The organism is Candidatus Methylacidiphilales bacterium (genome assembly GCA_033875315.1).
Classification (GTDB): Bacteria; Verrucomicrobiota; Verrucomicrobiia; order Methylacidiphilales; family CAZTYG01; genus JANRJG01.
In genome coordinates this window covers 119,121-141,833 of the sequence record JANRJG010000026.1, presented here as the reverse complement: position 1 = coordinate 141,833, position 22,713 = coordinate 119,121, and the positions used below count along the sequence as shown (strand labels likewise).

The window sequence follows — 22,713 nt, the reverse complement described above, 5'->3', positions numbered from 1 at the left end:
GCCTGTGGGCTTCTTGTGTACAGCCAGGTCTTGAACTATGGCTTCGTTGTCTGGGATGACGGGATCAATATTTACGAAAACCCGTTTTTTCTCTCGGAGCCGCTGGCAAACCTGGCGTTCTTCTGGAAGCAGGCTTATCACAAGCTGTATATACCCCTGACCTACTCCATGTGGGGATTGGTTTCCTGGGTTTCCCTGTTCCTAACAGGACGGCTGCACCCTTCGGTGTTTCATGTCCTGAATGTGGGCTTCCATGTGGCCAACGCGCTTCTGGTTTACGCCTTGATCCGCCAATGGCGGCCGGGCCTTTCCCGCACGTGTTCCTGTCTGGCATCGTTGGTTTTTCTTTTGCACCCGATGCAAGTGGAGCCGGTGGCATGGATCACCGGTTTCAAGGACGTGTTCAGCACGTTTTGGTGTTTGCTTGCCCTGGCGTGCTACTTAAAAAGTGCGGACAGTCCGTCCCGTCCCTGGTTTGCGGCATCGTTGGTTTTTTTCATGGCCGCTCTTTTGGCGAAGCCCTCGCATGTCTTCCTCGCGGGGGTGGTGTTCCTGGTCGAGGGCCAAAAGGCCGGGTGGAAATGGGATGGGCGCCGTGCCCTGCGTATCTGCTGTTTTGGCCTGATGGCTCTTCTGGCGGTCCTCTGGACAAGAAACGCGCAGCAAGTCGCGGAAGGAATGCGCGCAGCCCCGTGGCATCTCCGCCCGGTGGTGGCCTTGGATGCTGCGACGCTCTACTTTTGGAAAACAGTCTATCCAAACCCGATTGCAATTGATTACGGCCGGAGCCCGGTTCGCGTTCTCACGGATATGTGGACACCGATTTTGGTCGCATTGCCGCTTGTCCTGACGTGGGTCATCGTTCGTTTCCGTGGAGCGTGGCGCCTGCCCGTGTCTGGCCTTGTTTTTTGGATGCTTGCCATGCTCCCATCCCTCGGGCTCATGCCGTTCTATTTTCAGAATATTTCCACGGTGGCCGACCGCTACCAATATGCCGCCCTGGCCGGACTTTGCCTGGTTTGGGGTGAGTTGTTGGACCGGACCAGGCACCGGGTGGCGCGTTTGGCGGGTGTGGCTGTCGCGGTGGCCCTGGGCATTCTTGCCTGCGCGGCCCTGCCGAGGTGGAAGGATTCCGGTGCGCTCTTTTTGCACACACTTCAACACAATCCCGAAAGCTGGTTGGGACACGTCAATTACGGAAGTTATCTGGCGGAAAAGCACCAGGAGGAAGGGGCGCTGCACCACTATCAGGAGGCACTACGCATCAACCCGCACTTTTTTGGCATCCGCATGGCTCTCGGCCAACAGCTTCTCAGGTTGGATCGAAAAGAGGAAGGACTGGCCCAGTTGCAGGCCGCGGCTGTCATGGACCCGCTCAATGCGGTGGTACGTATGAATTTGGCCATAGCCTGGGTGCGTATGGAAAAGCCTGAACTGGCACGCGCTGAATTCCGGAAAGCCTTGGAGCTGCAGCCTGACTATTACGAATGTTGGCTCAATATGGGACAACTTCTGGTGCTGCAGAAAAATTTCCCAGGCGCGGAGCATGCCTTCCAGCAGGCGCTGCGAATCAAACCCGGTGATGCCGAGGCCAGTGACCGTCTGGCCCAGTTGTATTGGGACCGTGCGGATGTTCAAGGGGCTTGGGATTGGAGCCACAAAGCATTGGCCTCAAATTCCCGTCTTCTTTCTCCCCGGGTGCGGTTGGCCTCGATCATGTTCCGAAGGGGTGATCAGGAGGGTGCCGTGAACATGCTGCGCACGGCCTTGTCATTTCACCCCGAAGCCCCGGAGGTGCTGAACAATTTGGCCTGGTACCTTTCTGTGAAGAAAAGGACGGCAGGTTCGGACAATAGCGAGGCCATCAGTTTGGCCCGGCGGGCTGCCATTGGTTCGCGCGCGAGTGATCCGGATTTTCTCGAAACGCTGGCCGTTTCCCTGGCCGCCGGAGGAAGGTACGAAGAAGCACTCGAGGCGATCTCACGGGCAATGGTTGCATTGCCGGATGATCCGGCAAGCGCGGACCGGCGTCGTGAATTTGAGAGCAAGAAAAAGCTGTTCAATGCCCGATCCCCATATTTGATCCCTTGAAGCGTGGTTCGATTGTCATAATGCCGTGAAGAAAAAATCGTCCAAAGTTCGCGCAGGCACAAATCGCGCTCCATCTGTCGGTAGCTTGGCTCTGTTGTGGACATGGATGATTCGTTTCTGGCCTGCGCTGACGCTGGTTTTTCTCGGTTTGGTTGTGTTCGGCCGTTTGCTGGGCCACGACTTCGTGTTGTTGGACGATGAAGCCAATATTTATCAAAACCCTTTGATGGCTGCCCGGCCGCTGAGCCATTTGCACACCTACTGGGAAGGCGCTTTCATCCGGATGTACATCCCGGTCACGTACACGGCCTGGGCCGGCGTTGCCCAATGGTCGTTGGCATTGTGGGGCCGCCTGGATCCTTGGCCATTCCACGCAGTGAACCTGCTTTTTCACCTGTTGAACTCGCTGTGTGTTTTTCACTTGATCCGAAAATTTCTGCCTCAGGCCTCCCCGGAATCCTGCCTAGCGGGTGCCGTGTTGTTCCTTCTGCATCCGATGCAGGTCGAACCAGTGGCCTGGGTGACAGGTTTCAAGGATGTGTTCAGTGCTTTCTGGGTTTTTTGCAGTCTCGCTCTCCTTTTCCAGGCTTCTCGCAAAGAAGAGATGGGATGGCGGTGGTGGATGGGTGCCTGGATTTGCTTCTTATTGGCGATCCTTTCCAAGCCTTCCCAGGTGTTCTTGGTCGCATGCGTGGTTTGGTGGGAGTGGCATTGTCATTCACTGCGGGATTTTCGGGTTTGGGCGCGGATCGGCGCTTTTGTCGTGCCTGCTTTGGGCACGGTTTTCTTTGCCACGCGTGCTCAAGATACGGCCCAGACTGGCGGTCTTTCGTCCTGGCTGGAAAAACTATGGGTGGCCTCGGATGCCTCGCTGTTTTATTTGACCAAGACGTTCTATCCCTGGCCGATGACCATCGATTATGGACGGACGACTGCGGTGGTTCTCGAAAGTTCGCTTGTTTGGATTCCGGTGGGGGTTCTTCTCGTCCTGGGAATGCTGGTTTTGTTTTTCCGGAAATGCCCCGGTTTGATGATGGGTTTGGTTTTTTGGGCTTTGGCTTTGGCACCTTCCATGGGTTGGGTTCCATTTTACTTCCAGAACATTTCCAATGTGGCCGACCGTTATCAATACGTCGCACTGGCGGGGATTGCGCTGGCTCTGGTGGGTTCCATTTCGTGGGTTCCCCCGCGCTGGGCACTTGCTGGTGGCGGCCTTTTGGCTTTGGTTTTGTCGGCTCTGACCCTGCGGGTTGCCGCCAACTGGAGGGATTCGCGCACACTTTTCGATGCCACTCTAGCGGCCAACCCTTCGAGTTGGCTGGCTCACGTCAATTATTCCGCCTATCTTGTGGATCGTGGGCGTGCTCCTGAAGCGGTCGAAATGGCCCTGCGGGCCATTGATTTGAACAGCGCGCCGCATCTCAGAGTTGCCGCCCTCTACAACTTGGCCAATGCCTATTTCGACATGAAGGATTATGCGTCAGCCCTTCAGAGTTATGGGCAGGCGTTGGAGATTTCTCCCCATTTTGCCAAAGCGCGGGCAAACCGGGCATTGGTTTACCTGACGACCGGAGAACCCGAAAAAGCCGTTGCCGATCAGAGAATGGCCCTGAAAGAACTCGGGCCTGATCCCGTTTTGCGCGTTCAGCATGCCATTGCCTTGGATCGGATGGGCCAACACAGAGAGGCATACGCTCAACTCCTCGAAGCTGAACGCTTGGGCCACACAGTGGATGCACGTCTTATGAAAGGAATCAAAAGTCGGATTCCGGTCGAATAGTCGTCAGTCATTCGACAAATTCAAAAATTGGGAGCAGGAGGGATGCTCTGCCAAGAAACGTGCACGGCTAAGCAGGAGCCTGGTGGGATGACCAAATACTAGGTTGTTTCTCGACTTCGATGTTCTCAGAGCGGATTCCGCCAAACCATGCTCCTTCTCATATGTGTTTATTCAACGACTGCTGAATTATTACGGCAAATTCCGTAAGAAATTGGGATTGTCGTCCATTTGAGACCTTTATGTAACATAAAAGCCATAATATATGGCCACCTTTAAATCACTTGAATCAAAGCATTTCCGGACTCTGAACGGGCTGCTTTTTATAAGAAACCGAGCGCATGGAATCATCGAAGTATTTGTCGGTAACCCAGGTCTTTGGACTCCGTCCGTGGGCCGTACTCCTTTACGCCTTGGTGGGCGTTTTTCTCTCCCAAAATACCGGCCCTCTGCAGGCTGCTGAAGCCGCTCCCGCGGCCAACGCGCCCTCCGCGAATGATGCCGCCCAGATCCGTGCCCAGTTCGATAAGGAGCGTGAGATCATTGCCAAGTGGGTCGAAATCAACCGCATCATCTCCGCAGAGCGGCAGGACTGGCAGACGGGTAAAGAGATCCTCAACGAGCGCACCGCTTTGTTGGAGCGGCAGATCGCTGACCTGGAGAAGCAGGTCAAGGAAACCGAGGACAATTTGGCCAAAATCCAGACTGAAATTTCCAACTTGAACGAACAACGCAAATCGGAGGAAGCAGCCACGGCTGCCTTACGCGACAATGTGTTGAAGTTCGAAGATAACGTCCGTGTCCTTTTCAACCGCCTGCCCTCTCCCCTTCAAACGAAGATCACCCCCCTCTTCCAACGCATGCCCACCGACGCCAAAACGACCAAGATCACCCTGGCCGAACGCTTCCAGAACGTCATCGGCATTCTGAATGAAGTCAGCAAGTTGCAAAACGAATCCTCCGTTGTGAACGAAGTCCGAAAAGTTGACGGGGGGAAAGAAGTCGAGGTTCAGACGCTTTACCTTGGATTGACCCACGGGTACTACACCTCCCCAACGGGTGAATACGTCGGTTACGGTCATTTGACCGACACGGGCTGGCAGTGGACCTCCAAACCAGAACTGGCTTTTGAACTCCGCGAAATCCAAGCGATTCTCACCAACAAAATGAAAGCGAAATTTGTCGCTTTGCCGGCCGTCATCCAATGAAAATCCATTCCTTCACGTATCACGCGTCCTCCATCGGGTGCTCCCTCGGACTTTTTTTGTTTTCCCTGTCCTCCCTCGTGGGGGCGGAATCTCCCGGTCATGTGGCGGTCATGCGTTCCGCCATGGAGGATCTGGCTTCAGCTGAGAAAAGCCTGACGGCTCTTCGCAAATCCATCGAACTGGAGCGCATTCCACTGACGGATAATCTGGCCGCTTTGGAAACCAAGCTCTCCGAACTTCGCAAAGTCTTTGAAGAAAAGCAACGCGCCTATGACACTGCCGGATTGGACCGGCGCAAGGCCGAATTGGAAATCAAGGCCCGCACCGAAGAAAACACTTACCTGGGCAACTTGGTTGACGAATTCATCCTCGGTTTGGAAACCCGCATCCACCCGGCAGAGCTCCCCCAACACATCGCGAAAATCACCGAGGCCAAGTTGGCCCCGGAAAACAACAATCTCTCGACAAAGGAAAAGTTTGCCGTCCGCGCCCAGGTGGTGGATCTCGCGTTCAATCGATTGATCAACATCCACAAACTGATGAAGTTTCCGGCTTCCGCCTTGGATGCCAGTGGAACGGTGGTGGATGGCACGGCCGCGCTGATTGGTCCGGTGGCGGTTTTTTATTCCCAGGCCGGTGTGCCGGGGTTGCTCATCGGCCAGCCCGGGGCCGGGCGTCCGATCCTGCGCATCCTGGATCCCGCTTTGGGTTCGGGCATCAAGCAGTTGGTCGAATCCGGCCAGGGCATCATCCCCTACGACCCGACCAAGGGCGGCGCTTTGAGCGCGTTTCTCAAAAAGGCCAGCTTGGTGGAAAAATTCATCCACGGGGGCCCGATCATGTGGCCGATTCTGATTTGTTCGATTATCGGGGTTGCTGTCTCGATCGAACGCATGGTTTATTTCTTTTTCAAGAATTCGCAGCGCAACAAAAAATCCATCGATGCCATTTTCCAGGCCATCCATAGAGGAAGCATTCAGGAGGCCATCAATGCCGGGAATCAATCGAAGGATTATGTGGCCAAAGTGATGGCTTATGCCCTTTCACACCAAGACCACACTTTGCAAACAGCGATCACTGCCGCCACGGCCAAAGAAATGAAGCGCTGGACCGCGCGCCTTTGGATGCTGGATACCGTGATCACCATGGCTCCCTTGCTCGGTCTGCTTGGAACCGTCGTCGGTATGATGGGTTCCTTCGAGGGGATGGGTGGCACGGATGCGGCCTCCGGAACCACGGCCATCACCGGGGGGATCGCCGAAGCGCTCATCGCCACGGCCTTCGGTCTTTGCATCGCTATTTTTGCCCTGATCCCTCTCAACTTCCTCAATGATCGCATTGAAGAGGCCCAGCACGAACTGGAGCATGCCGGCCGGGAATTGGAACTGGCCATAGCCAGTGCAGGGGCTCGCCATTCCAACGGTGGACATGAAGTTCCCGGACACGCCTCGGTGCCTGTCCGCGCCCCTGTTACGCTGGCCTCTTAAGGAGTGTTATGGCTGGAGGCGGAGGAGGAAAAACAAAAGGTGGCCGGAAAAAAGCGCGCATCGAAATTGTGCCGCTGATCGACATCATGTTCTTCCTTTGCGCCACCTTCATTTTGGTGAACCTGACCATGACCAAAAACCAGGGGGTTACAGTGGCGGTTCCAGCGGCCTCCTCCGCTTCGAAGCAGGATGACAAAAAGAACACCACCGTTACCTTGTCCGTCACAGAAAAAGGCGAAGTTTTTTATAACAAGGACAAGATCACCATTGCCCAGCTTCCCTATCGGCTTCAGACCCTCAAGGCCACCGACAAAGAGGCCAACATCATCATCAACGGTGACGGCAACGCCGATTTCAAAGTGGTGGTTTCCGTCCTTGATGAGGTGAAGAAAATTGGCATCAGCAAAGTGGGCATTTCCACAGAAAAGAAATGAGAACGATCGCTGTCATTGCAGCCGTTGCGCTCCATCTGGCCGTGCTGCTTTTTGGCGGCCTGCTTTTCAATAAATCCGACGAAAAAAAGAAGGATGTTAAGGAAGTGGAAATCGTCGCCCAAGAGGAAGATAAAGAGAAAAAGCCGGAAAAAAAGGAAATCAAAAAAGAAGAACCTCCACCGGAGGAAAAAGAAGAAGCGCCTCCGGATAACTCGATCAACCAAGAAATCGAGCAGCTCAACAACCCCGCTCCAGCACTGGCTGCCATCAGTCTTTCCGATCTCGAAAGCGCCCTCGGCGGATCAGGTGGGATGGATTCTTTCGGCAGCGGCACATCTTTTGCATCCGGGGGTGTCATTGGGGGCACTGGGGGCCCGGGCGGAAGGTCGGATATGGAAGAAATGCTGGGCTCCTCCGATTCTGTTGAGCCGCCTCAGGTGGTTTCCACGGTCGAACCCGTGGTCCCTCCAAGTATCCGCAAAACCGGCGGCAGTGTAAAAGCACTCTTGTTCATCAACGATCGTGGCCGGGTCGATAAGGTCGTGATCGAAAAAGCCAGCGACTCACTCCTGGAAGGGCCCGTCAAGGATGCCCTGATGAAATGGGTTTTTGAACCGGCAAAACGGGATGGCAAGAAGAGTGCGACGAAAGTCGCCCAGTCCATCCGCATCCCCCCTTCCGCATGAAACCGAGCATTCTCAACCTTACTTCATTGATCCTGGGGCTCTTGCTGGCCGACACCCAAGCGCAGACACAGACCCCCGAAAAGCAGATGTGGGAGGATCCGACATTCGTCAAATCCTTCATCGGCAGCTTCGGCGTCGATCCAGGCAAGGAGCCTTCTTTGACCGAGGAAGACCGCCTCACCCTGACCACCCTCCAGCAAATGCTTCGCGACGATCGCGCCAGCGGCATGACCGAGTTGGAAGGCTACGTGGATGACAAGACCAATGCGCGGTTTGATCTCATCCTGGCGAATCTTTACCTAGAAACCAGCAACCTGCCCAAGGCCGAAGAGTTTTATCTCAAAGCGATCCGTAAGTTTCCGAATTTCCGCGCAGCCTACCGCAACCTTGCGCTGATCATGGCCCAACAACAGCGCTTTCAAGATGCTGCCCGCTATCTGGTCAAAACGTTGGAGTTCGGTGAAGCTGATCCCTCCGTTTATGGCATGCTGGCAAGGTGTCATTTGGGTGCGGGCGATGTTGTGGCCGCAGAGAGTGCTTTCCGTCAGGCGGTTTTGCTACAGCCCAACAGCAAAGAATGGCGGCAGGGGTTGCTGGTTTCTTTGGTCAGGCAGAAAAAATTGGCCGATGCTGCTGCAGCCATTGACGAAATGGTGGTTCGCGACCCTGAGAACGCCGCCCTTCTCCAACAGCAATCACAAATTTTCATGGCATCGGGGAATTTGACCAAAGCGGCCGAAACCTTGGAAATGGTGGCCAGAAGGGGCGCGGCCAAAACGGGCGATCTGTATCAATTGGGGGATATCTACGTTTCCGCCAAGCTCCCCCTCTCTGCGGCCAGTGCTTACAAACGGGCCATCGCGTCCGATTCCGCCCTGGGTGAAAAGGCGCTCCGCGCTGTGGAAGTGCTTGTGGCCTACAACAATCCGGTAGAGGCAGGGCAGTTGCTTGACTTGCTGCAAACCAAAATCGCTTCCGGCCCGTTGAAGGCCCGTATGCTCCGTGTGCGCGCCAGACTGGCACTCCAGTCGGGAGCCAACGCGGAAGCCGCAGTGATTCTTCGCCAAGTGGTTGAGGAAGACCCTTTGGATGGACAGGGTTGGATGCTTCTGGGTAAAAACCACCAAGAAACCGGTGAGACGGACAAAGCTTTGTTTGCTTATGAGCGTGCCGCCTCCATTGAGGCGACGGCAGCAGACGCGAAAATACGCATGGGGCAGATCTACGCGGGCAAGAAGGATTACAGCAAGGCGGTTTCTCTTCTGGAAGACGCGCAAAAAATCGCACCCAAAGATTCCGTGGCCCGTTATCTGGAACAAATCCGCGCTTTGGCCCGCTCCAAGGGCGGGGGAATTTGATCCCCCCGAAAAAGTTCCTGGATGCTCTCGACTGGTTGACTGGTTTACCCGTCAGATTGGGGGCATTCCCGGACAGCAGGTATGCTGACGGCTGACAGCAGCCCACGTCTTGTGGTAGTCTCTTTTCTGTGAAAGTTTTTGCTCGGATTGTTCTTGGGATCATTCTGGCGTTTCCTGCCGCCGCGGTCGCGTCTTCCGGCGGCACCAGCACCCCCGAATCCAAGGTGACGGCCCCTCTGCAGGTTGATAAACAGGCACAGGACACCAAGCCTCAATTGCTTCTGGCCTACCAGCCCATTTATCCGCGCGAGCATCTGTTGGCCGGTAAGCCGGGCTCTGCTTCGGTGGTGTTCACCATCAACAGCGCCGGGCGCGTGGTTTCTCCGCATCTGGAGGAAGCCTCCCACCCTTTGTTCGGGAAAGCAGTCATGTCGGTCATTCCTTACTGGGAATACCTGCCCGCCAAGCGTTTCGGGACTGTTTCTCCGGTCAAGGTGCGGCAGAAATTCACCTTCAAGCCTTCAGTCGATTCCTATTTCTCCGCCGAGTTCTACGACTTGGCCAAGCGTCCCATCCCGGTCCTCCCCATTGTCGGACCCCGTCCCCTTTATCCCGCGACGCTGCGCGGTAAAAACCTCAGAGGATACGCCGATGTGATATTGACCGTGAATCCTCTGGGCAAGGTGACACAGAGTCGTCTGGGGGATTTCACCCACAAGGATTTTGGGCAGCCTGCCTTGGATGCGGCCGGACAATGGGAATTCCGCCCCTTCGATCCCTCGCTCCGTTATGAGCAGGAAACGGGTACCAAACCGGTTTTCCTCACTCCCAACTATGGGAGCTACCAGGTCAAGTTGACCCTGCTATTCCATCCAGAGTCCAGCAACAGACCGCCCTTTGATCTGAGGCGCGTCCAATAACTGGGTTATCCGGGCAGGCTCTGAATCGATGGGATCTGGTATCAAATCCCGACCCTGCCCGGCCGCGTGAATTCCCCGGCGATTCCGGCCTGGTCCTTGAGGATGAGTTTGCCTTCCTTGGAGAATTCAAACTCGTAGGTGTTGGGTAAAACATTGGGAAAGATTAAGGTGATCTTGTTGCCCTCTTTGATTTCCCATTTGCCGGCAGTCTGGTCGAAGTAAAAAGACCCATCGGATTCGAAGCGGATGGCCTTGACCCGGAAATGATTGGCTTCAGGCACAGGAACCCACTCGCCCATCATGTCGGGGCCTTTTTTGGCACAGGCGGAGATACCCACCAGCATCAAGATCGCGGATAGAAGGAGGCAGACTCTTATGGGATTCAAGCAGGAGTTAAAAATGTTCATAGGTAGATCATTCTGATTTCTTTGAGTCAAAACAAGGTTGAAAAGGCTACAAAATGAAGACTTTCTGCCTGCGTTGCACCCCTTGTCTCCCCTCTTGCGTCCGGCGGGGCACGTCGAAGTTGCTCCCAATCGGCTTTTGATATCGCGCAGGTAGTTTGCTTCAGGAATCAGCGCGTCGATTGAGCTCGGATTTGATGTCTTGCACGTCCTCCCCAAAAGCCTGGCGGCGTGCCTCCAACGCAGGCCGGATGATTTCCGCCCGCACATCTATTTCTTTCCCGTAGAGCGCGTTCCAAATCTGCCGCACGTTGTTGACGGGATCACCCGCAGGGTTTTCTTCATCAAAGCCCGGACGGAAGATGTCCACCGCTTCCGCCAAAGCCGCTTTCAACTCTCCTTCGCTGGGATGGCCGGTTTCTCTCATCACCAGGGCGAAAGCATTCAGATCTTTGGGGGCGCAGCGCGGTATTTTGGCAACCAGAATGTCCACGGGGTGCGGGAAGATCCAACGAACCGAACCTTGGCTTTCGGTGTGTGCCCGCAGCCTCCAGGCAGGACTGGAGCGAAAAACATTCGCCGGTGTTTGCTCCAGATAAAAGGGTCTCTGGCCTTTGCCCAACCCCGCTTCATGAATCAAGCCGGTCAAATCATCAGCGGAAATGAGGTCCACGTCTGCACTGAGGAATGAGGCATCCAAGGTTAATTGCAGGGGGGCGGAGCCGAAGACAACGATCTCGAATTCGCCGCGGCCTTCAAGAAGTCGTCCAAGTTGCTGGAGCAAGACGCCGGCAGGAGTGTCCCAGTTGAGGCGCGGTTTCCAGGGCCAAGCGGGATTATCCTCGCGCATGACGACGTCGTGCCTCCAAAGTCGCAAGCGCTTGGTCAATCAGCCGGTTTTCAACCCCCGGATCACGGCTGAGAAGCCGGGCGATGCGGCGATCCCGGTCATTCCAGCAGGCCTTCAGGTGCAACCGGGCGCAAATACGGGAGGCCCGCCAGAATGGGTCTGGCCGGTCGGCGGAATAGGTTCGTTGGTTGGGGCCGATCACCATCCTACCCTAGGCGAAACAGGGAGAATCGACAAGCCTGCCTTCCGGCCTCTTCCCCTCTTGCGTCCGGCGGGGCATGCCCTACGATGCGCCATCCCAAAGATGAGACGGATCGAAGCGAGGGCGAAGTTTTTCTTCGACGGAGACACCAAATTCCGGGTCCAAGGTGTGACTTACGGACCCTTCCCCGTGCGCGAGGAAAACGGCAAGGAATGGTATCTTCCCTTCCCGGACCAAGTCGGGCGCGATTTCGCCCTCATGACGGCCGCCGGGATCAATCTCGTCCGCGTCTACCACCACCCCCCGCGCTGGTTCTTTGACCTGGCCCAGGAGCATGGCCTCCGCGTCCTCACCACCATTCCATGGCCGCTGCGCTGGCTCTTCCTCGACGACCGGCCCATGCGCATCCGCATCCGCCGCACGGTCCGTGAGATCGCCCGCGAGCAGGCCGGGCATCCCGCCCTCTTCGGCTTCTACGTCGACAATGAGATGCAGACCGATCTGGTCCGCTGGTACGGACCCCGCCGGGTGGAGAATTTCCTCGATACCCTCATCGACATCATCAAGCAGGAAGACCCCGGAGCCCTGGTTTCCTACGCCAACTTCCCCCCCACCGAATACCTCAGCCCCCGCCACGTCGATTTCTTTTCCTACAATGTCTATCTCCACGACATGAAGGATTTCCGGGGCTACCTGGCCCGCCTGCAGAATCTGGCCGGGGAAAAACCCCTCCTCATCGGCGAGTTCGGAATGGACACCATCCGCCATCCGGAGTCCGAGCAGGCCGACCTCATCGGCAGCCACTACCACGAGGTCTTTTCCGGTGGGGCCGCCGGAACGATCGTTTTTGCCTGGACGGACGAATGGTACACCGGCGGGCAGTTGATCACCGACTGGGCCTTCGGCCTGGTCAAGGCCGACCGACGGCCCAAGGAGGCCTATCACCGCATTGCTGCGACCACGCTCAAGTCCGGTGAACCCCTGTGGAAGAAGTTCCCCGCCGCCAAGCCCTGGCCCAAGGCCAGTGTGGTGGTGTGCAGCTACAACGGTGCGCCCACCCTCCGCGGTTGCCTGGAAGCCCTGGAAAAATTGGAATACCCGGACTTCGAGATCATCGTGGTGGACGACGGGTCGAAGGACGACACCCAGGAAATCCTGGCCGATTTTCCCAAGGTCCGGAACCTCCGTCAGGAGAACAAGGGCCTGAGTGTGGCCCGCAACGTCGGGGCCGCCGCGGCCACCGGTGAGATCATCGCCTACACCGACTCCGACTGCATGCCCGATCCCGACTGGCTGTACTTCCTCATCCAAACCCTGCTGGCCGAGCCCTTCGCCGCAGTGGGCGGACCGAACATTTCCCCGCCTGCGGTCAACTGGGTGCAGGCTTCCGTGGCCGCCGCCCCTGGATCCCCGAGCCATGTGCTCCTGAACGACAAAACCGCCGAGCACGTGCCCGGTTGCAACATGGCCTTCCATCGCTGGGCTCTGGACATGATCGGGGGCTTCGACGCCATCTACCGCAAGGCGGGGGACGACGTCGATGTCTTCTGGCGTCTGATCCAACTCGGCCAGATCATCGGCTTTTCCCCGGCGGCGGTGGTCTGGCATCATCGCCGCTTCACCGTCAAAGCCTACTTCAACCAACAAAAGGGTTACGGCGAAGCCGAGGCCCTGCTGCGTTACAAACACCTCAACTATTTTGATTCCTCCGGTTCGGCCCGTTGGCGAGGCGTGATTTATGGCGTGCCGGTGATGGATGAAATTTTCGGCAAGCCGGTCATCTACCACGGGGAGTTCGGCATGGGTTTCTTCCAATCGATCTACCGTCGTCCACCGATGGATTGGACCTGGGTGGTCGGCAGCCTGCAGTGGAACCTCCTGACCCTTTTCATCCTCTTCCTTTCCTCCCAAGTCGTTCAGATCCGCGTGGTGCCGTTGCTCATGTTCGGCATGACCCTCGTCGGGGCGCTCTCCTACATGGCCAGCGCGCGCATGGAACCCAAACACGACACCATCCTCTCACGCCTGCTCCTGCTTTACCTGGCCTGGGCCCAGCCCATCGCCCGGGCCTGGGCGCGTTACATCACCTGGCTGGCCGGCAAGCGCACCCCCGCCGCGGTGTTGGAATCCCGCGAGGAAGAACCCCACGACACCCCCGATTTGTTTTCCTGCGGCAAGTTGAATTACTGGAGCGAAAACCACAAGGACCGCACCCAACTGCTGGCCGCCATCCTCCGCCTGCTCGACAAAGAGGGCTGGAAATACGTTCCCGACAACGGCTGGTCCGACTGGGATGTGGAAATCTTCGCCGGCCGCTGGTGGCATATCCGCCTGCGGACACTGACCGAATATTATCCCAAAGGCAAAATCATGGTCCGGGTTTCCAATACGGCCGTCCTGAACAGCTTCACGGTTCTCATGGCCGTCCTTATTGCCGGCGCCATCACGGTGTTCGGCCTGGCCTTCGAGGAGGCACGTCCATACCTCTTTGCTGCCGGCCTGCTCCAGGTCACCTACTGGCTCGGGCGGGCACTCCTCATCCGCCGCCGGGTGGCTGAGTTGATCGAGGCCGCCGCGATCAGCATCGAGATCCTCCCCGTGCGGGGCGGGGCAAAGCCGTGAACCTTTACCGGCGGATCGCCTACTTCTACCGGCCCTTCGTGCCGACCATCCTCCTGGCCCTGGTGTTCCTGTTGGCCAGCATCGGTCTCAAGCTCCTTTCCCCCTGGCCGGTCGGTTGGGTCTTCAACCTGCTCAAGGAAGGCACCACCTCGGCCGAACTGCCCCTCATCGGCCGCACCGTAGGCATGGGCGAGGCCTTGCTCTGGGCGGTCTTCTCCCTCATCGCGATCCAACTGGTCTGGGGCGTCTTCAACCTGTTCAACAACTACTGGCTGATCGAAATCGGCCTGCGCGCCCTTCTCCGTTTGCGCACCGAGGTCTTCGCCCGCCTGCAATACCTCCCGCTCAAATTCCACGACTACCGTCGCAGCGGGGATTCCTCCTTCCGCGTCGCCTACGACACCCAGTCGATCCAGACTTTTTTCAACCGCGGGTTCGTGACCATCGTCAGCAGTGGCCTGACCCTGGCCGGTTTCCTGGCCGTCATGTTGAGGGAAAGTGTCTTCCTGACCCTGGTCTCGGTTTCCGTCATCCCGTTTCTTCTCGCCGCCATCTACTACTTCGCCCACCGCGTCCGCCGCGACAGCACCGATGTCCAGGTGCGCGAAAGCGCGGTGCTGTCCCGTGTCACCGAGGCCCTGAGCGCCATCCGCGTTGTCCATGCCTTCGGGCGGGAGGAAAACGAAATCCGCCGTTTCGAGGGAGAGGCCGAGGGATCACTCAGCGCCAACCGCCGCCTGACCCTGACCCAGGTCGTCAGTTCGCTCGTGGTCGGACTGATCACCACCGCGGGCACGGCCGCCCTGATTTACTTCGGAGCCCAGGAAGTCCAGCAGGGCCGGCTGGATGTCGGGCGGCTCTTCGTTTTCATATCCTATCTGGCCATGTTTTACCAGCCACTCGAGCAACTCAGCTACACTGTCTGGGCCATGGAAGGTGCGGCGGCCGGGGCTTCACGCGTGTTCGAGGTGCTGGATACCCGCGACGAGGTGCCCGATGCGCCGGATGCGGGCGTCTTTCGTCCGGGCAAAGGACGTATTGAGTTGCAGGGGGTGACCTTTGCCTATGAGAAAGAACGGCCTGTTCTGGGCGGCATCACCTTGACCGTGGAGCCCGGCCAGACCGTGGCTTTGGTGGGCGGGACCGGGGCCGGCAAAACAACCATCCTCTCCATGATTCCCCGCTTTTACGATCCCGACAGCGGGGTGGTGAGAGTGGACGGCCAGGACCTCAAGACCGTGACCAAGAAATCCCTGCGGGAACACATGTCCCTCGTGCTGCAGGATACATTGCTACTGAACGGCTCCATCAGGGACAACATCACCTACAGCCGGCCCGGGGCCACCCAGGGGGAGGTGGAAGCAGCAGCCCGTGCCGCTCAGGCTGATGGTTTCATCGCCACACTTCCCCAGGGATACGATACCGAGGTGGGCGAACGTGGGGTTCGACTGAGCGGAGGCCAGCGCCAGCGCATCGGCATCGCGCGGGCCTTTCTCCGTCGTGCCCCCATTCTGTTGCTCGATGAACCGACGAGTGCGCTGGATTTGAAAACCGAGGCCGAATTGATGGGGGCGCTCAAAGCCCTCATGGCCGATCCCACGACGCTCATCGTGACCCACCGGCTGGGTACCGTGCACGAGGTGGACAGGATCTTCGTCCTCGAGCATGGCAGGATTGTCGAATCCGGCACCGGCCCCGAATTGTTGGGCAAACGGGGTCTTTACCACCAACTATGGAACGCGGCCAAAGGTTGACTTGGCTGCCCCGATAATGGTGTCTGACACCATTATGGGGAAATGACTGAGCCGCCGACCATCAGGAGCTCGGGCTCCTCGCGTGACTGGATGACGGATTCCGCGGGGTCGCTGTTTTCCGGCCAGGGGAAGGCCACCAAGTCGGCGAAGGCGCCCGGTTTGATCACCCCCAGTTTGCCTTCCAGCCCGAGTGCCCGGGCTGGATTCACGGTGACCATGCGCAGCCATTCCATTTGCGGGATGTCGCCAAAAGTCCAGCGGGCTTGGCGGATTTCGGCGCGCAGGTCGAGGGTGTCGTTGCTGGCCAGGCTGTCGGTGCCGAGGCTGATGGTGCAGCCCGATTCACGCAGCCGCTCCATGGGAAAGCGGGTGTGGCCGAAGTAGGCGTGGCACTTGGGGCAGTGAACGACATGCAGGGGGTGACGTCGCAGGAGCGGCCAATCGTATTCCTGGAGGTAATTCAAGTGCACGGCCAGGCAGCGTTCATGGAGCAGGCCGTGTTCCAAGAGGTGTGAGAGCGCGGATCCGTGGCCGCAATCTTCCATATTGCGCCCTAATCCGGCCAGGAATTCATGCAGCGGACCCTCCCCGTAAAGAAACATTTCCTGTTCCTCGATCGATTCGGCGATGTGGGTGGTGATGGGCATGCCCGACTGCTCGCTGCAGTGCTTGGCCAGACGGTAGAGCTCGATCGAGGCGGTGTAGGGGGCGTGGGGACTGAGGCCGAAGCCACCGAGCCAGTCCGGGTGGCTGTCGAAGAACTGCAGGGCGCCGAGCAACATTTCCTCGTGGGCCAGGTGGGTGCGCAGGTCGATCAGTTCGAGGAACCACCAGGTGCGCAGGGGGGGGCGGTCCATGCGGAGCATGAGTTCCGGGAAGGCCTCAATATTGAGTACCGTGGTGCAGCCGGATTTTTGCAACAACTGGAAGCCCAGTTGGATGGAATGGAGGAAGTCGTCCGAACTGAAGTTTTTCTTGAGGGCGTTGATCCGCTTGATCCATTCGGTGAAGCTGCTGCCCTGGAAAAGGGCGCCCTTGAAGGCGGTGTAGTCGAGGTGGCAGTGGGCGTTGACCAGACCCGGCATCAGGACGCAGCGGCCGAGTTTCCGCACTTCCTCGCCGGGGCGGGGCTGCAGCCCGGGCCCGACATCCACGATCAGGCCGTTCTCCACCCGCACCCCGCCCGGGAAGGGGTCAGGGGCGTCCATGGTCAGGACGGCATCGGCTTGGATCAACATCTTGCAGGATGGTGGAGCAGGGCGTGTTCCGGATCAACAGAGGAACGAAAGAGGCAAGCCCGGGAGGGTGGTCTTCACCCGCCTGTCACCCCCTCTCAATCGTTTCGCCGCAAAGCCTCGATTTCGTCCTTCAACTCCGCACGGTCGGCGGGGTCCATGCGGTCGATGAAGAGGACGCCCTGGAGGTGGTCGTATTCGTGCTGTACGGCGCGGCCGAGGAGGCCGGCAGCCTCGAAGGTGTGGGTCTTTCCCTCCAGATCCTGGTGGGTCACTTTCACGCGGTAACCGCGGACAATATCGGCGGTGAGTCCGGGGAAGCTGAGGCAGCCTTCGGGTCCGGTTTCTTTTTTCTTGGTCATTTCGATGACCGGGTTGACCAGAACCAGGGGCATGTGCTCGTGGGGGTCGGTTTCCTTGCCATCGACCCATTTGCGCGAAGGACGCTCCTTGCTGACTTCTGGGGTGATTTCGATGACGCAGAGCTGGAGGTCCTGGCCGATCTGCTGGGCGGCCAGGCCTACGCCGTGGGCGGCGCGCATGGTTTCGATCATGTCAGCGACCAATTGGCGGATTTCCGGGGTGATGGCGGGGACGGTGCGGCCCTTTTTCCGGAGCACCGCATGGCCGTAGGGGATGATGGGGAGGATCATGGGGAGTTGAACAGGAGGTAACAGAGCAAGGCAAATCAGGGTTGGTTGGCTCCGGGGAGGATCATTCTGTGAATGCCCTTCTTGAGGGTGGTTTCGTGGAAGTTGATCAGGAGGCCCAAGGGAATGTTGAGAAGTTTCATGTAGGTGATGAGTTGGGCTTTGTGGATGGGTAAAACGGTTTCAACGGCTTTGGCTTCGACCAGCAGGCAATCCTCGATGAGGATGTCAAAACGGAGAGGTTCGTCGATAACCAACCCCTTGTAGGTGAATTGCACACGTTTTTGGGAGGTGCAAGTGAGATGGCGAAGCTGCAGTTCATGGATCAAACAACGCTCGTAATAGGATTCCATCAAGCCAGGGCCAGTTTCCCGATGGACCTCAATGGCAGCACCAATGACGGACTCGGTGAGGGCCGCGGCCTTGGGATAAAGTGGATGCATGCCTTGCTCCGTTGTCTCTGTTAACTCCTGTTCAAGTTCAAGGCTTAGATCCCGGTTTTTCGGTGAAGAGGGAGAGATCGGATAGGCCGGCCTCCTTGGCGGCGTCCATGACTTTGACGAAGAAGCCCAAGGGCACTTCCTCGTCGGCCTTGAGGGCGAAGACCGGGGCGCCCAGTTCTTTCTGGGTCTGTTTCAACTCCGTGGTCAGGGTGGCGAGCTGGACCTCGCGGGTGCCCACGAAAATTTTCTGGTCCTTGGTGGCGTAGAGGATGACCGGCTCGGTGGGTTTCGTTTCCTCGGTGCCCTGGGTCGACTCCGGCAGGTTGATCCGAACCTCGGGTTCGTTCTTGCGGAAGGTGGTGGTGACGATGAAGAAGAGGAGGAGGATGGTGAGGATGTCCATCAACGAGACGAGGTTGATGACGAGGGGGCGGCGCTGGCGGGTGTAGAACCGCATGGGATCATGGCTCCGGGTTTTTGCCGGGGACCGGGGCCTCGGGCTTGAGGTATAGCTTGGTCAAGAGGTCCATGCAGGCGCTCTCCATCTCCGCCGACATGGCTTCGATTTTCTTCGTGTAGTAGCTGTGGGCGATGAGGGAGGGGATGGCGATGACCAGGCCGAAAACGGTGCAGTTGAGGGCCTCGGAGATCCCCTTGGCGATGAGGATGCCCTGGGTGGCGATTTTGTCGGAGCCGATGCCGGCGAAGACGTAGATGAGGCCGGAGACTGTGCCGAGGAGGCCGAGGAGGGGGCCGATGCCGGTGACGATTTCCAATACAACGAGGCCTCGGTCCATGCGGGTGATTTCAGTGCGGGCCTGGGTTTGGATGGCTTCCATGTTTTCGGATTTGCTCCAGGGCAGGTGTTCCAAAGCAATGCGGACCAGCCGGGAGAGGGTCGAATCCCCTGAGGCCACGTATTGTTCGAGTTCGTCGGTGGAGGCACCGATGCGGAGGCGGGTGATGGCGTTGAGGAGGGGCTCGGGGAGGATGAGGGAGCGGCGGAGGGCGAAGCCGCGTTCGAGGATGAAGGAAAGGGAGACGATGGAGGCCACGATCAGGGGGATCATGAAGACGCCGCCGACGCTGAAGAAATGGATGATTTTTTCGATCATGGTGGTGTGAAGAAACCGGAAGATAGCGGCAGCCGGCGGGCGATGCCAGCGGGAATCTTCGGCCGACCCGGGCAAAAAGAAACCCCCGGGATGGTGGGTCCCGGGGGTTTGAAAAGTGGGGGTGGGCGTTCGCCACGCGCTCTTTCCCGATGGCTGGCATTCGGCGCTCCACCTTGCGGTGGGCTGCCAGCTTCCCGACGCTATTCTCCACGGCAAGCGGAGTCTCCGGCCTCGTAGCAGGGCCGTCCCGATGGTCACCCATGCGGGATTATTGAGTGAGGCCTCTCGGCTGGGTTCGGTGGCCGCCTGCCGGCGGCTCGCTCGCCCAACTGGGTCCAGACACGCCGACGAATGATCGGATTCCGCGTCTGGACCGGTTTCTTCAGGGACGGCTGCCGCTTTTGGCGGCACGTTGGCCCTGAATGACGGGTCTGACCTCTTAACTCTCAGGTTGCTTTTCGATTCGTCATCCGGCGGCGCCGTTTGTAGCGCTGCCGGAATCAGGAGGTTTTGTCCGCCTTGCCCGGCGGACCCACTCCCCGACACGTCCGTCCCCTTGCGTTTTCCAGCCCGTGGCTGGAATCTTGTGGAGTTTGGTTCAACTCCGGGACGACCGCCCCGTGCTGGTGCACAGTAGCAACCGTGACCCTCCGGGTCACTGTGTTCCCCCCGGCGTCGAAACACGCCAGGGTTCTCACTCGGATCGCCGTTGTTTCTTGGACCAGCCTTCGCCGGTTCCACGGCTTTCCGCCTAGCCCCTGATTTCGCAGGAGCTGGAGGTGTGCGACCACCTCCAGAGGGGCTGGTGAAAGTTGCCTGCCGCCGTGCCTTTCGGCCGTGCAGAGGGACCGGGCCACCAGCTGGCACCGATCGTTCCCCGGTCACCCGGGATTATCCCATCCGCCGGTTTCCCGGCAGACTTTTCTTTCAAAGAACTAAGTTCATGTGTAGCAATACCAATGGATTTGGCAAGAAAAACTTTGTCTAAGTAGTTTAATGGCAAGCACTTGTGAATAAGTTACTTCAATGCCCTGTGGTTATAAATCAAACAGGGCAAGCAGGTTAGGGGAACTATTTCCCAGTTGTACACCGGTTGTTCACCGTGGAAGATTTTTACTGCGAGGGCCCGAACCGGGCTTGGTTTGGATCGATTTCTGATTGAACGGACTTTCTGCTGCAGTGAATCGCCGTATTTGCCCTAAGGAACCTATGAACCCTATGGAGAATCACTGGGAGGTCACCAACCCCCTCGATCTTCTCGCCCCTCGCGCTCTCTGCGGTGGAATCCCCCGTCCTAGTTCCCGCAGGAACCCTTGGCCGGGGTCTGGCCCTGGAGCCATTCCCAGGCCTTGCGATAGCTGCGTGATTCGAGGTAATGCCTCAGCGGCCCCGGCAGGGAAGGGTCGGGATTCCGGCTGTGGGCCTCGAGGGCGATCACCGCGCGGGCGAGTTCGTCTTTCCCCTGGTTTTTCACCGAGGCCACGGCATTCAGATAATCCGCCAAGTCCCGCTGCACGTTTTGCAATGCGCTCATGGTGTCAAGATGCCGGGCTTCCGAAGGCTTGCAATCCCCTTGCGGCTGGATCGCCGCGACCGTTTGATGACGACGGTTGGGGGGAACTTGGCCAAAAAAGGGTTTGCCGCTCACTCCCCCCGGGAATACGATCCCGCTTTCACCATCCCACAACCCATTCTATGAGCAATCAACTCGACCAACTCAAAGCATTCACCACTGTGGTCGCCGACACCGGCGATTTCGAATCCATGAAGGCCTATGCGCCCCAGGATGCGACGACCAATCCTTCCCTCATTCTGAAGGCCGTGCAGAAAGAGGAATACAAAGCCCTCTTGCTCAAGGCCGTCAAAGATAACCCGGGTGCCTCGATCGAAACAATCACCGACCATTTGCTCATCCTCTTTGGGTTGGAGATCCTCAAGATTGTTCCGGGCCGTGTATCGACCGAAGTGGATGCGCGACTTTCCTTTGACTCCGCCGCCAACGTGGCCAAGGCCCGACAATTGATTTCGCTTTATGAAAAAGCGGGCATCGACCGTAAGCGCGTCCTGATCAAGATTGCTTCCACTTGGGAGGGGATCAAAGCGGCGGAAGTTCTCCAGAAAGAGGGCATCAACTGCAACCTGACCCTGCTTTTCGCCCTGCCCCAGGCCATCGCCTGCGCCGAGGGTGGGATCAAGCTCATTTCCCCGTTCGTCGGTCGGATCCTGGACTGGCACAAGAAAAACGCCGGGCGCGATTTCTCCCCCGCCGAAGACCCCGGCGTGCTCTCGGTGCGCAAAATCTACGACTACTACAAAAAATTCGGCTACCCGACCGAGGTCATGGGTGCGAGCTTTCGCAACATCGGTGAGATCCAGGAACTGGCCGGCTGCGACCTGCTGACCATCAGTCCGAACCTCCTCCAAGAACTCAAGGACAGCCAAGAACCCCTGGCGCGCAAGCTTTCGGCGGACGCGGCCAAGGCCAGCGCTGCCGAGAAAATCAGCCTCGATGAAAAAGCCTTCCGTTGGATGATGAACGAGGATGCGATGGCGACAGAGAAGCTTTCCGAAGGCATCCGGGGATTCGCGGTCGACTCGGTCAAACTGGAGAAAATGATCCAGGAAGCCCGCTGATCCGTGGCTGTGGAAGCATCCGCGACCCTGGTCCCCGGTTTGGTGTCGGTGACCTTCCGTGCCTTGAACGCGGTGGAGGTGCTGTCGGCTGCGGTACGCTGCGGTCTGCGCGGCATTGAATGGGGCGGGGACATCCATGTGCCGCACGGGGACACCGAAACCGCCAAGGCGGTGGGGGAGGCCACCCGGGAAGCGGGTTTGGGCGTGGTGTGCTACGGTTCCTACTTCCGCGCCGGACACAGTGAACAGGAGGGGCTTTCCTTCGATTCGGTGCTGGCTTCTGCCCGGGCCCTGGGGGCCCCGGTGATCCGCATCTGGGCCGGCACCCGGGCTTCTTCGCAGGCGGATGCGGCTTACCGGGACTGGGTGGCGCGGGAATGCCGCCGGGTGGCGGAACGGGCCGGAGGCGAGGGTTTGCGGGTGGCATTGGAGTTCCATGCCGGGACGCTTACGGATGATCTGGACTCGACTTTGAAACTGCTGGCCGAGGCCGACCAGCCTGCGTTGCGGACACTTTGGCAGCCCCGGCATGGGACGGGCCTTTCCGACCGTTTGAATGACCTGCGACATCTGGCGCCGTTCTTGGAGCATGTGCATGTCTTCCACTGGCCCGATGGGAAGCAGCGCCTTCCCCTGGCGGAGGGGGCGGCTTTATGGCAGCCCTGTTTCGAGGCCTTGCGGGGGGGCGGAAGGGATGTGCCCGTGCTCTTGGAATTTGTTCCAGGGGACGAGCCGGCGATTTTGGAAAGGGAAGCGCAGGCGCTCCAATCCTGGCTGTAGCATGTGGGTTGGCAAAAGAACCACCTTTTCCCCTTGTCAGGAACGCCTCCTGCTTGTTTCCTA

20 protein-coding genes are annotated in these 22,713 nt (G+C 58.3%); 12 read left to right on the top strand and 8 right to left on the bottom strand.

Annotated features, from left to right (window positions below; genetic code table 11):
- Positions 1 to 30 precede the first annotated feature (30 nt).
- The 8 genes from SFU85_08505 (at position 31) to SFU85_08470 (ending at position 9,961) form a co-directional block, all read left to right on the top strand.
- On the top strand, positions 31 to 2,091 hold the full coding sequence (locus tag SFU85_08505; protein ID MDX6766819.1) for a tetratricopeptide repeat protein: 2,061 nt from the start codon (positions 31 to 33) through the stop codon (positions 2,089 to 2,091).
- A 25-nt stretch (positions 2,092 to 2,116) separates the two neighbouring features.
- On the top strand, positions 2,117 to 3,871 hold the full coding sequence (locus SFU85_08500) for a tetratricopeptide repeat protein (GenBank protein MDX6766818.1): 1,755 nt from the start codon (positions 2,117 to 2,119) through the stop codon (positions 3,869 to 3,871).
- 338 nt (positions 3,872 to 4,209) lie between these two features.
- Positions 4,210 to 5,076, top strand: a complete 867-nt coding sequence (locus tag SFU85_08495) for a DUF3450 family protein (GenBank protein ID MDX6766817.1) — start codon at positions 4,210 to 4,212, stop codon at positions 5,074 to 5,076.
- Positions 5,073 to 6,563: a MotA/TolQ/ExbB proton channel family protein gene (locus SFU85_08490; protein ID MDX6766816.1), complete on the top strand. Its 1,491-nt coding sequence runs from the start codon at positions 5,073 to 5,075 to the stop codon at positions 6,561 to 6,563. Before SFU85_08495 ends, SFU85_08490 begins: the two co-directional genes overlap by 4 nt.
- Before the next feature lie 8 nt (positions 6,564 to 6,571).
- On the top strand, positions 6,572 to 6,997 hold the full coding sequence (locus SFU85_08485; protein MDX6766815.1) for a biopolymer transporter ExbD: 426 nt from the start codon (positions 6,572 to 6,574) through the stop codon (positions 6,995 to 6,997).
- On the top strand, positions 6,994 to 7,683 hold the full coding sequence (locus SFU85_08480; protein ID MDX6766814.1) for an energy transducer TonB: 690 nt from the start codon (positions 6,994 to 6,996) through the stop codon (positions 7,681 to 7,683). The genes SFU85_08485 and SFU85_08480 overlap by 4 nt, the downstream gene beginning before the upstream one ends.
- Positions 7,680 to 9,041 (top strand): tetratricopeptide repeat protein, encoded by a 1,362-nt coding sequence (locus SFU85_08475; GenBank protein ID MDX6766813.1) that lies wholly within the window; start codon positions 7,680 to 7,682, stop codon positions 9,039 to 9,041. Before SFU85_08480 ends, SFU85_08475 begins: the two co-directional genes overlap by 4 nt.
- 128 nt (positions 9,042 to 9,169) lie before the next feature.
- On the top strand, positions 9,170 to 9,961 hold the full coding sequence (locus SFU85_08470; protein ID MDX6766812.1) for a TonB family protein: 792 nt from the start codon (positions 9,170 to 9,172) through the stop codon (positions 9,959 to 9,961).
- 41 nt (positions 9,962 to 10,002) lie between these two features.
- On the opposite strand, the gene SFU85_08465 is transcribed toward SFU85_08470, so the two are convergent.
- Entirely contained in the window at positions 10,003 to 10,368 is a 366-nt protein-coding gene (locus SFU85_08465; protein ID MDX6766811.1) for a hypothetical protein, read from the bottom strand.
- A gap of 160 nt (positions 10,369 to 10,528) precedes the next feature.
- Positions 10,529 to 11,254, bottom strand: coding sequence for a hypothetical protein (locus tag SFU85_08460; protein ID MDX6766810.1), 726 nt, complete (start codon positions 11,252 to 11,254; stop codon positions 10,529 to 10,531).
- 265 nt (positions 11,255 to 11,519) lie between these two features.
- Here SFU85_08460 and SFU85_08455 point away from each other — a divergent pair, with 265 nt between their 5' ends.
- Both SFU85_08455 and SFU85_08450 read left to right on the top strand, forming a co-directional pair.
- Entirely contained in the window at positions 11,520 to 14,039 is a 2,520-nt protein-coding gene (locus SFU85_08455) for a glycosyltransferase (protein ID MDX6766809.1), read from the top strand.
- Positions 14,036 to 15,793, top strand: a complete 1,758-nt coding sequence (locus SFU85_08450) for an ABC transporter ATP-binding protein (protein ID MDX6766808.1) — start codon at positions 14,036 to 14,038, stop codon at positions 15,791 to 15,793. Before SFU85_08455 ends, SFU85_08450 begins: the two co-directional genes overlap by 4 nt.
- Before the next feature lie 32 nt (positions 15,794 to 15,825).
- Here SFU85_08450 and SFU85_08445 read toward each other — a convergent pair whose 3' ends face one another.
- The 6 genes from SFU85_08445 to SFU85_08420 all read right to left on the bottom strand — a co-directional run bounded on the left by SFU85_08445 (position 15,826) and on the right by SFU85_08420 (position 20,770).
- The gene (locus tag SFU85_08445; GenBank protein ID MDX6766807.1) at positions 15,826 to 17,031 is read right to left on the bottom strand and encodes an amidohydrolase family protein; all 1,206 of its coding nucleotides are present in this window, start codon (positions 17,029 to 17,031) and stop codon (positions 15,826 to 15,828) included.
- A 95-nt stretch (positions 17,032 to 17,126) separates the two neighbouring features.
- On the bottom strand, positions 17,127 to 17,681 hold the full coding sequence (def, locus tag SFU85_08440; protein MDX6766806.1) for a peptide deformylase: 555 nt from the start codon (positions 17,679 to 17,681) through the stop codon (positions 17,127 to 17,129).
- Between the two features lie 35 nt (positions 17,682 to 17,716).
- Positions 17,717 to 18,121, bottom strand: a complete 405-nt coding sequence (locus SFU85_08435) for a GxxExxY protein (GenBank protein MDX6766805.1) — start codon at positions 18,119 to 18,121, stop codon at positions 17,717 to 17,719.
- Between the two features lie 37 nt (positions 18,122 to 18,158).
- On the bottom strand, positions 18,159 to 18,578 hold the full coding sequence (locus tag SFU85_08430) for a biopolymer transporter ExbD (protein MDX6766804.1): 420 nt from the start codon (positions 18,576 to 18,578) through the stop codon (positions 18,159 to 18,161).
- Between the two features lie 4 nt (positions 18,579 to 18,582).
- Positions 18,583 to 19,236: a MotA/TolQ/ExbB proton channel family protein gene (locus SFU85_08425; protein ID MDX6766803.1), complete on the bottom strand. Its 654-nt coding sequence runs from the start codon at positions 19,234 to 19,236 to the stop codon at positions 18,583 to 18,585.
- Between the two features lie 1,294 nt (positions 19,237 to 20,530).
- On the bottom strand, positions 20,531 to 20,770 hold the full coding sequence (locus SFU85_08420; protein ID MDX6766802.1) for a hypothetical protein: 240 nt from the start codon (positions 20,768 to 20,770) through the stop codon (positions 20,531 to 20,533).
- 161 nt (positions 20,771 to 20,931) lie between these two features.
- On the opposite strand from SFU85_08420, the gene tal reads away from it, so the two are divergent.
- Both tal and SFU85_08410 read left to right on the top strand, forming a co-directional pair.
- Positions 20,932 to 21,870, top strand: coding sequence for a transaldolase (gene tal / locus SFU85_08415; GenBank protein ID MDX6766801.1), 939 nt, complete (start codon positions 20,932 to 20,934; stop codon positions 21,868 to 21,870).
- A 3-nt stretch (positions 21,871 to 21,873) separates the two neighbouring features.
- Positions 21,874 to 22,650 (top strand): TIM barrel protein, encoded by a 777-nt coding sequence (locus tag SFU85_08410; GenBank protein ID MDX6766800.1) that lies wholly within the window; start codon positions 21,874 to 21,876, stop codon positions 22,648 to 22,650.
- The last annotated feature ends 63 nt before the right edge of the window (positions 22,651 to 22,713 follow it).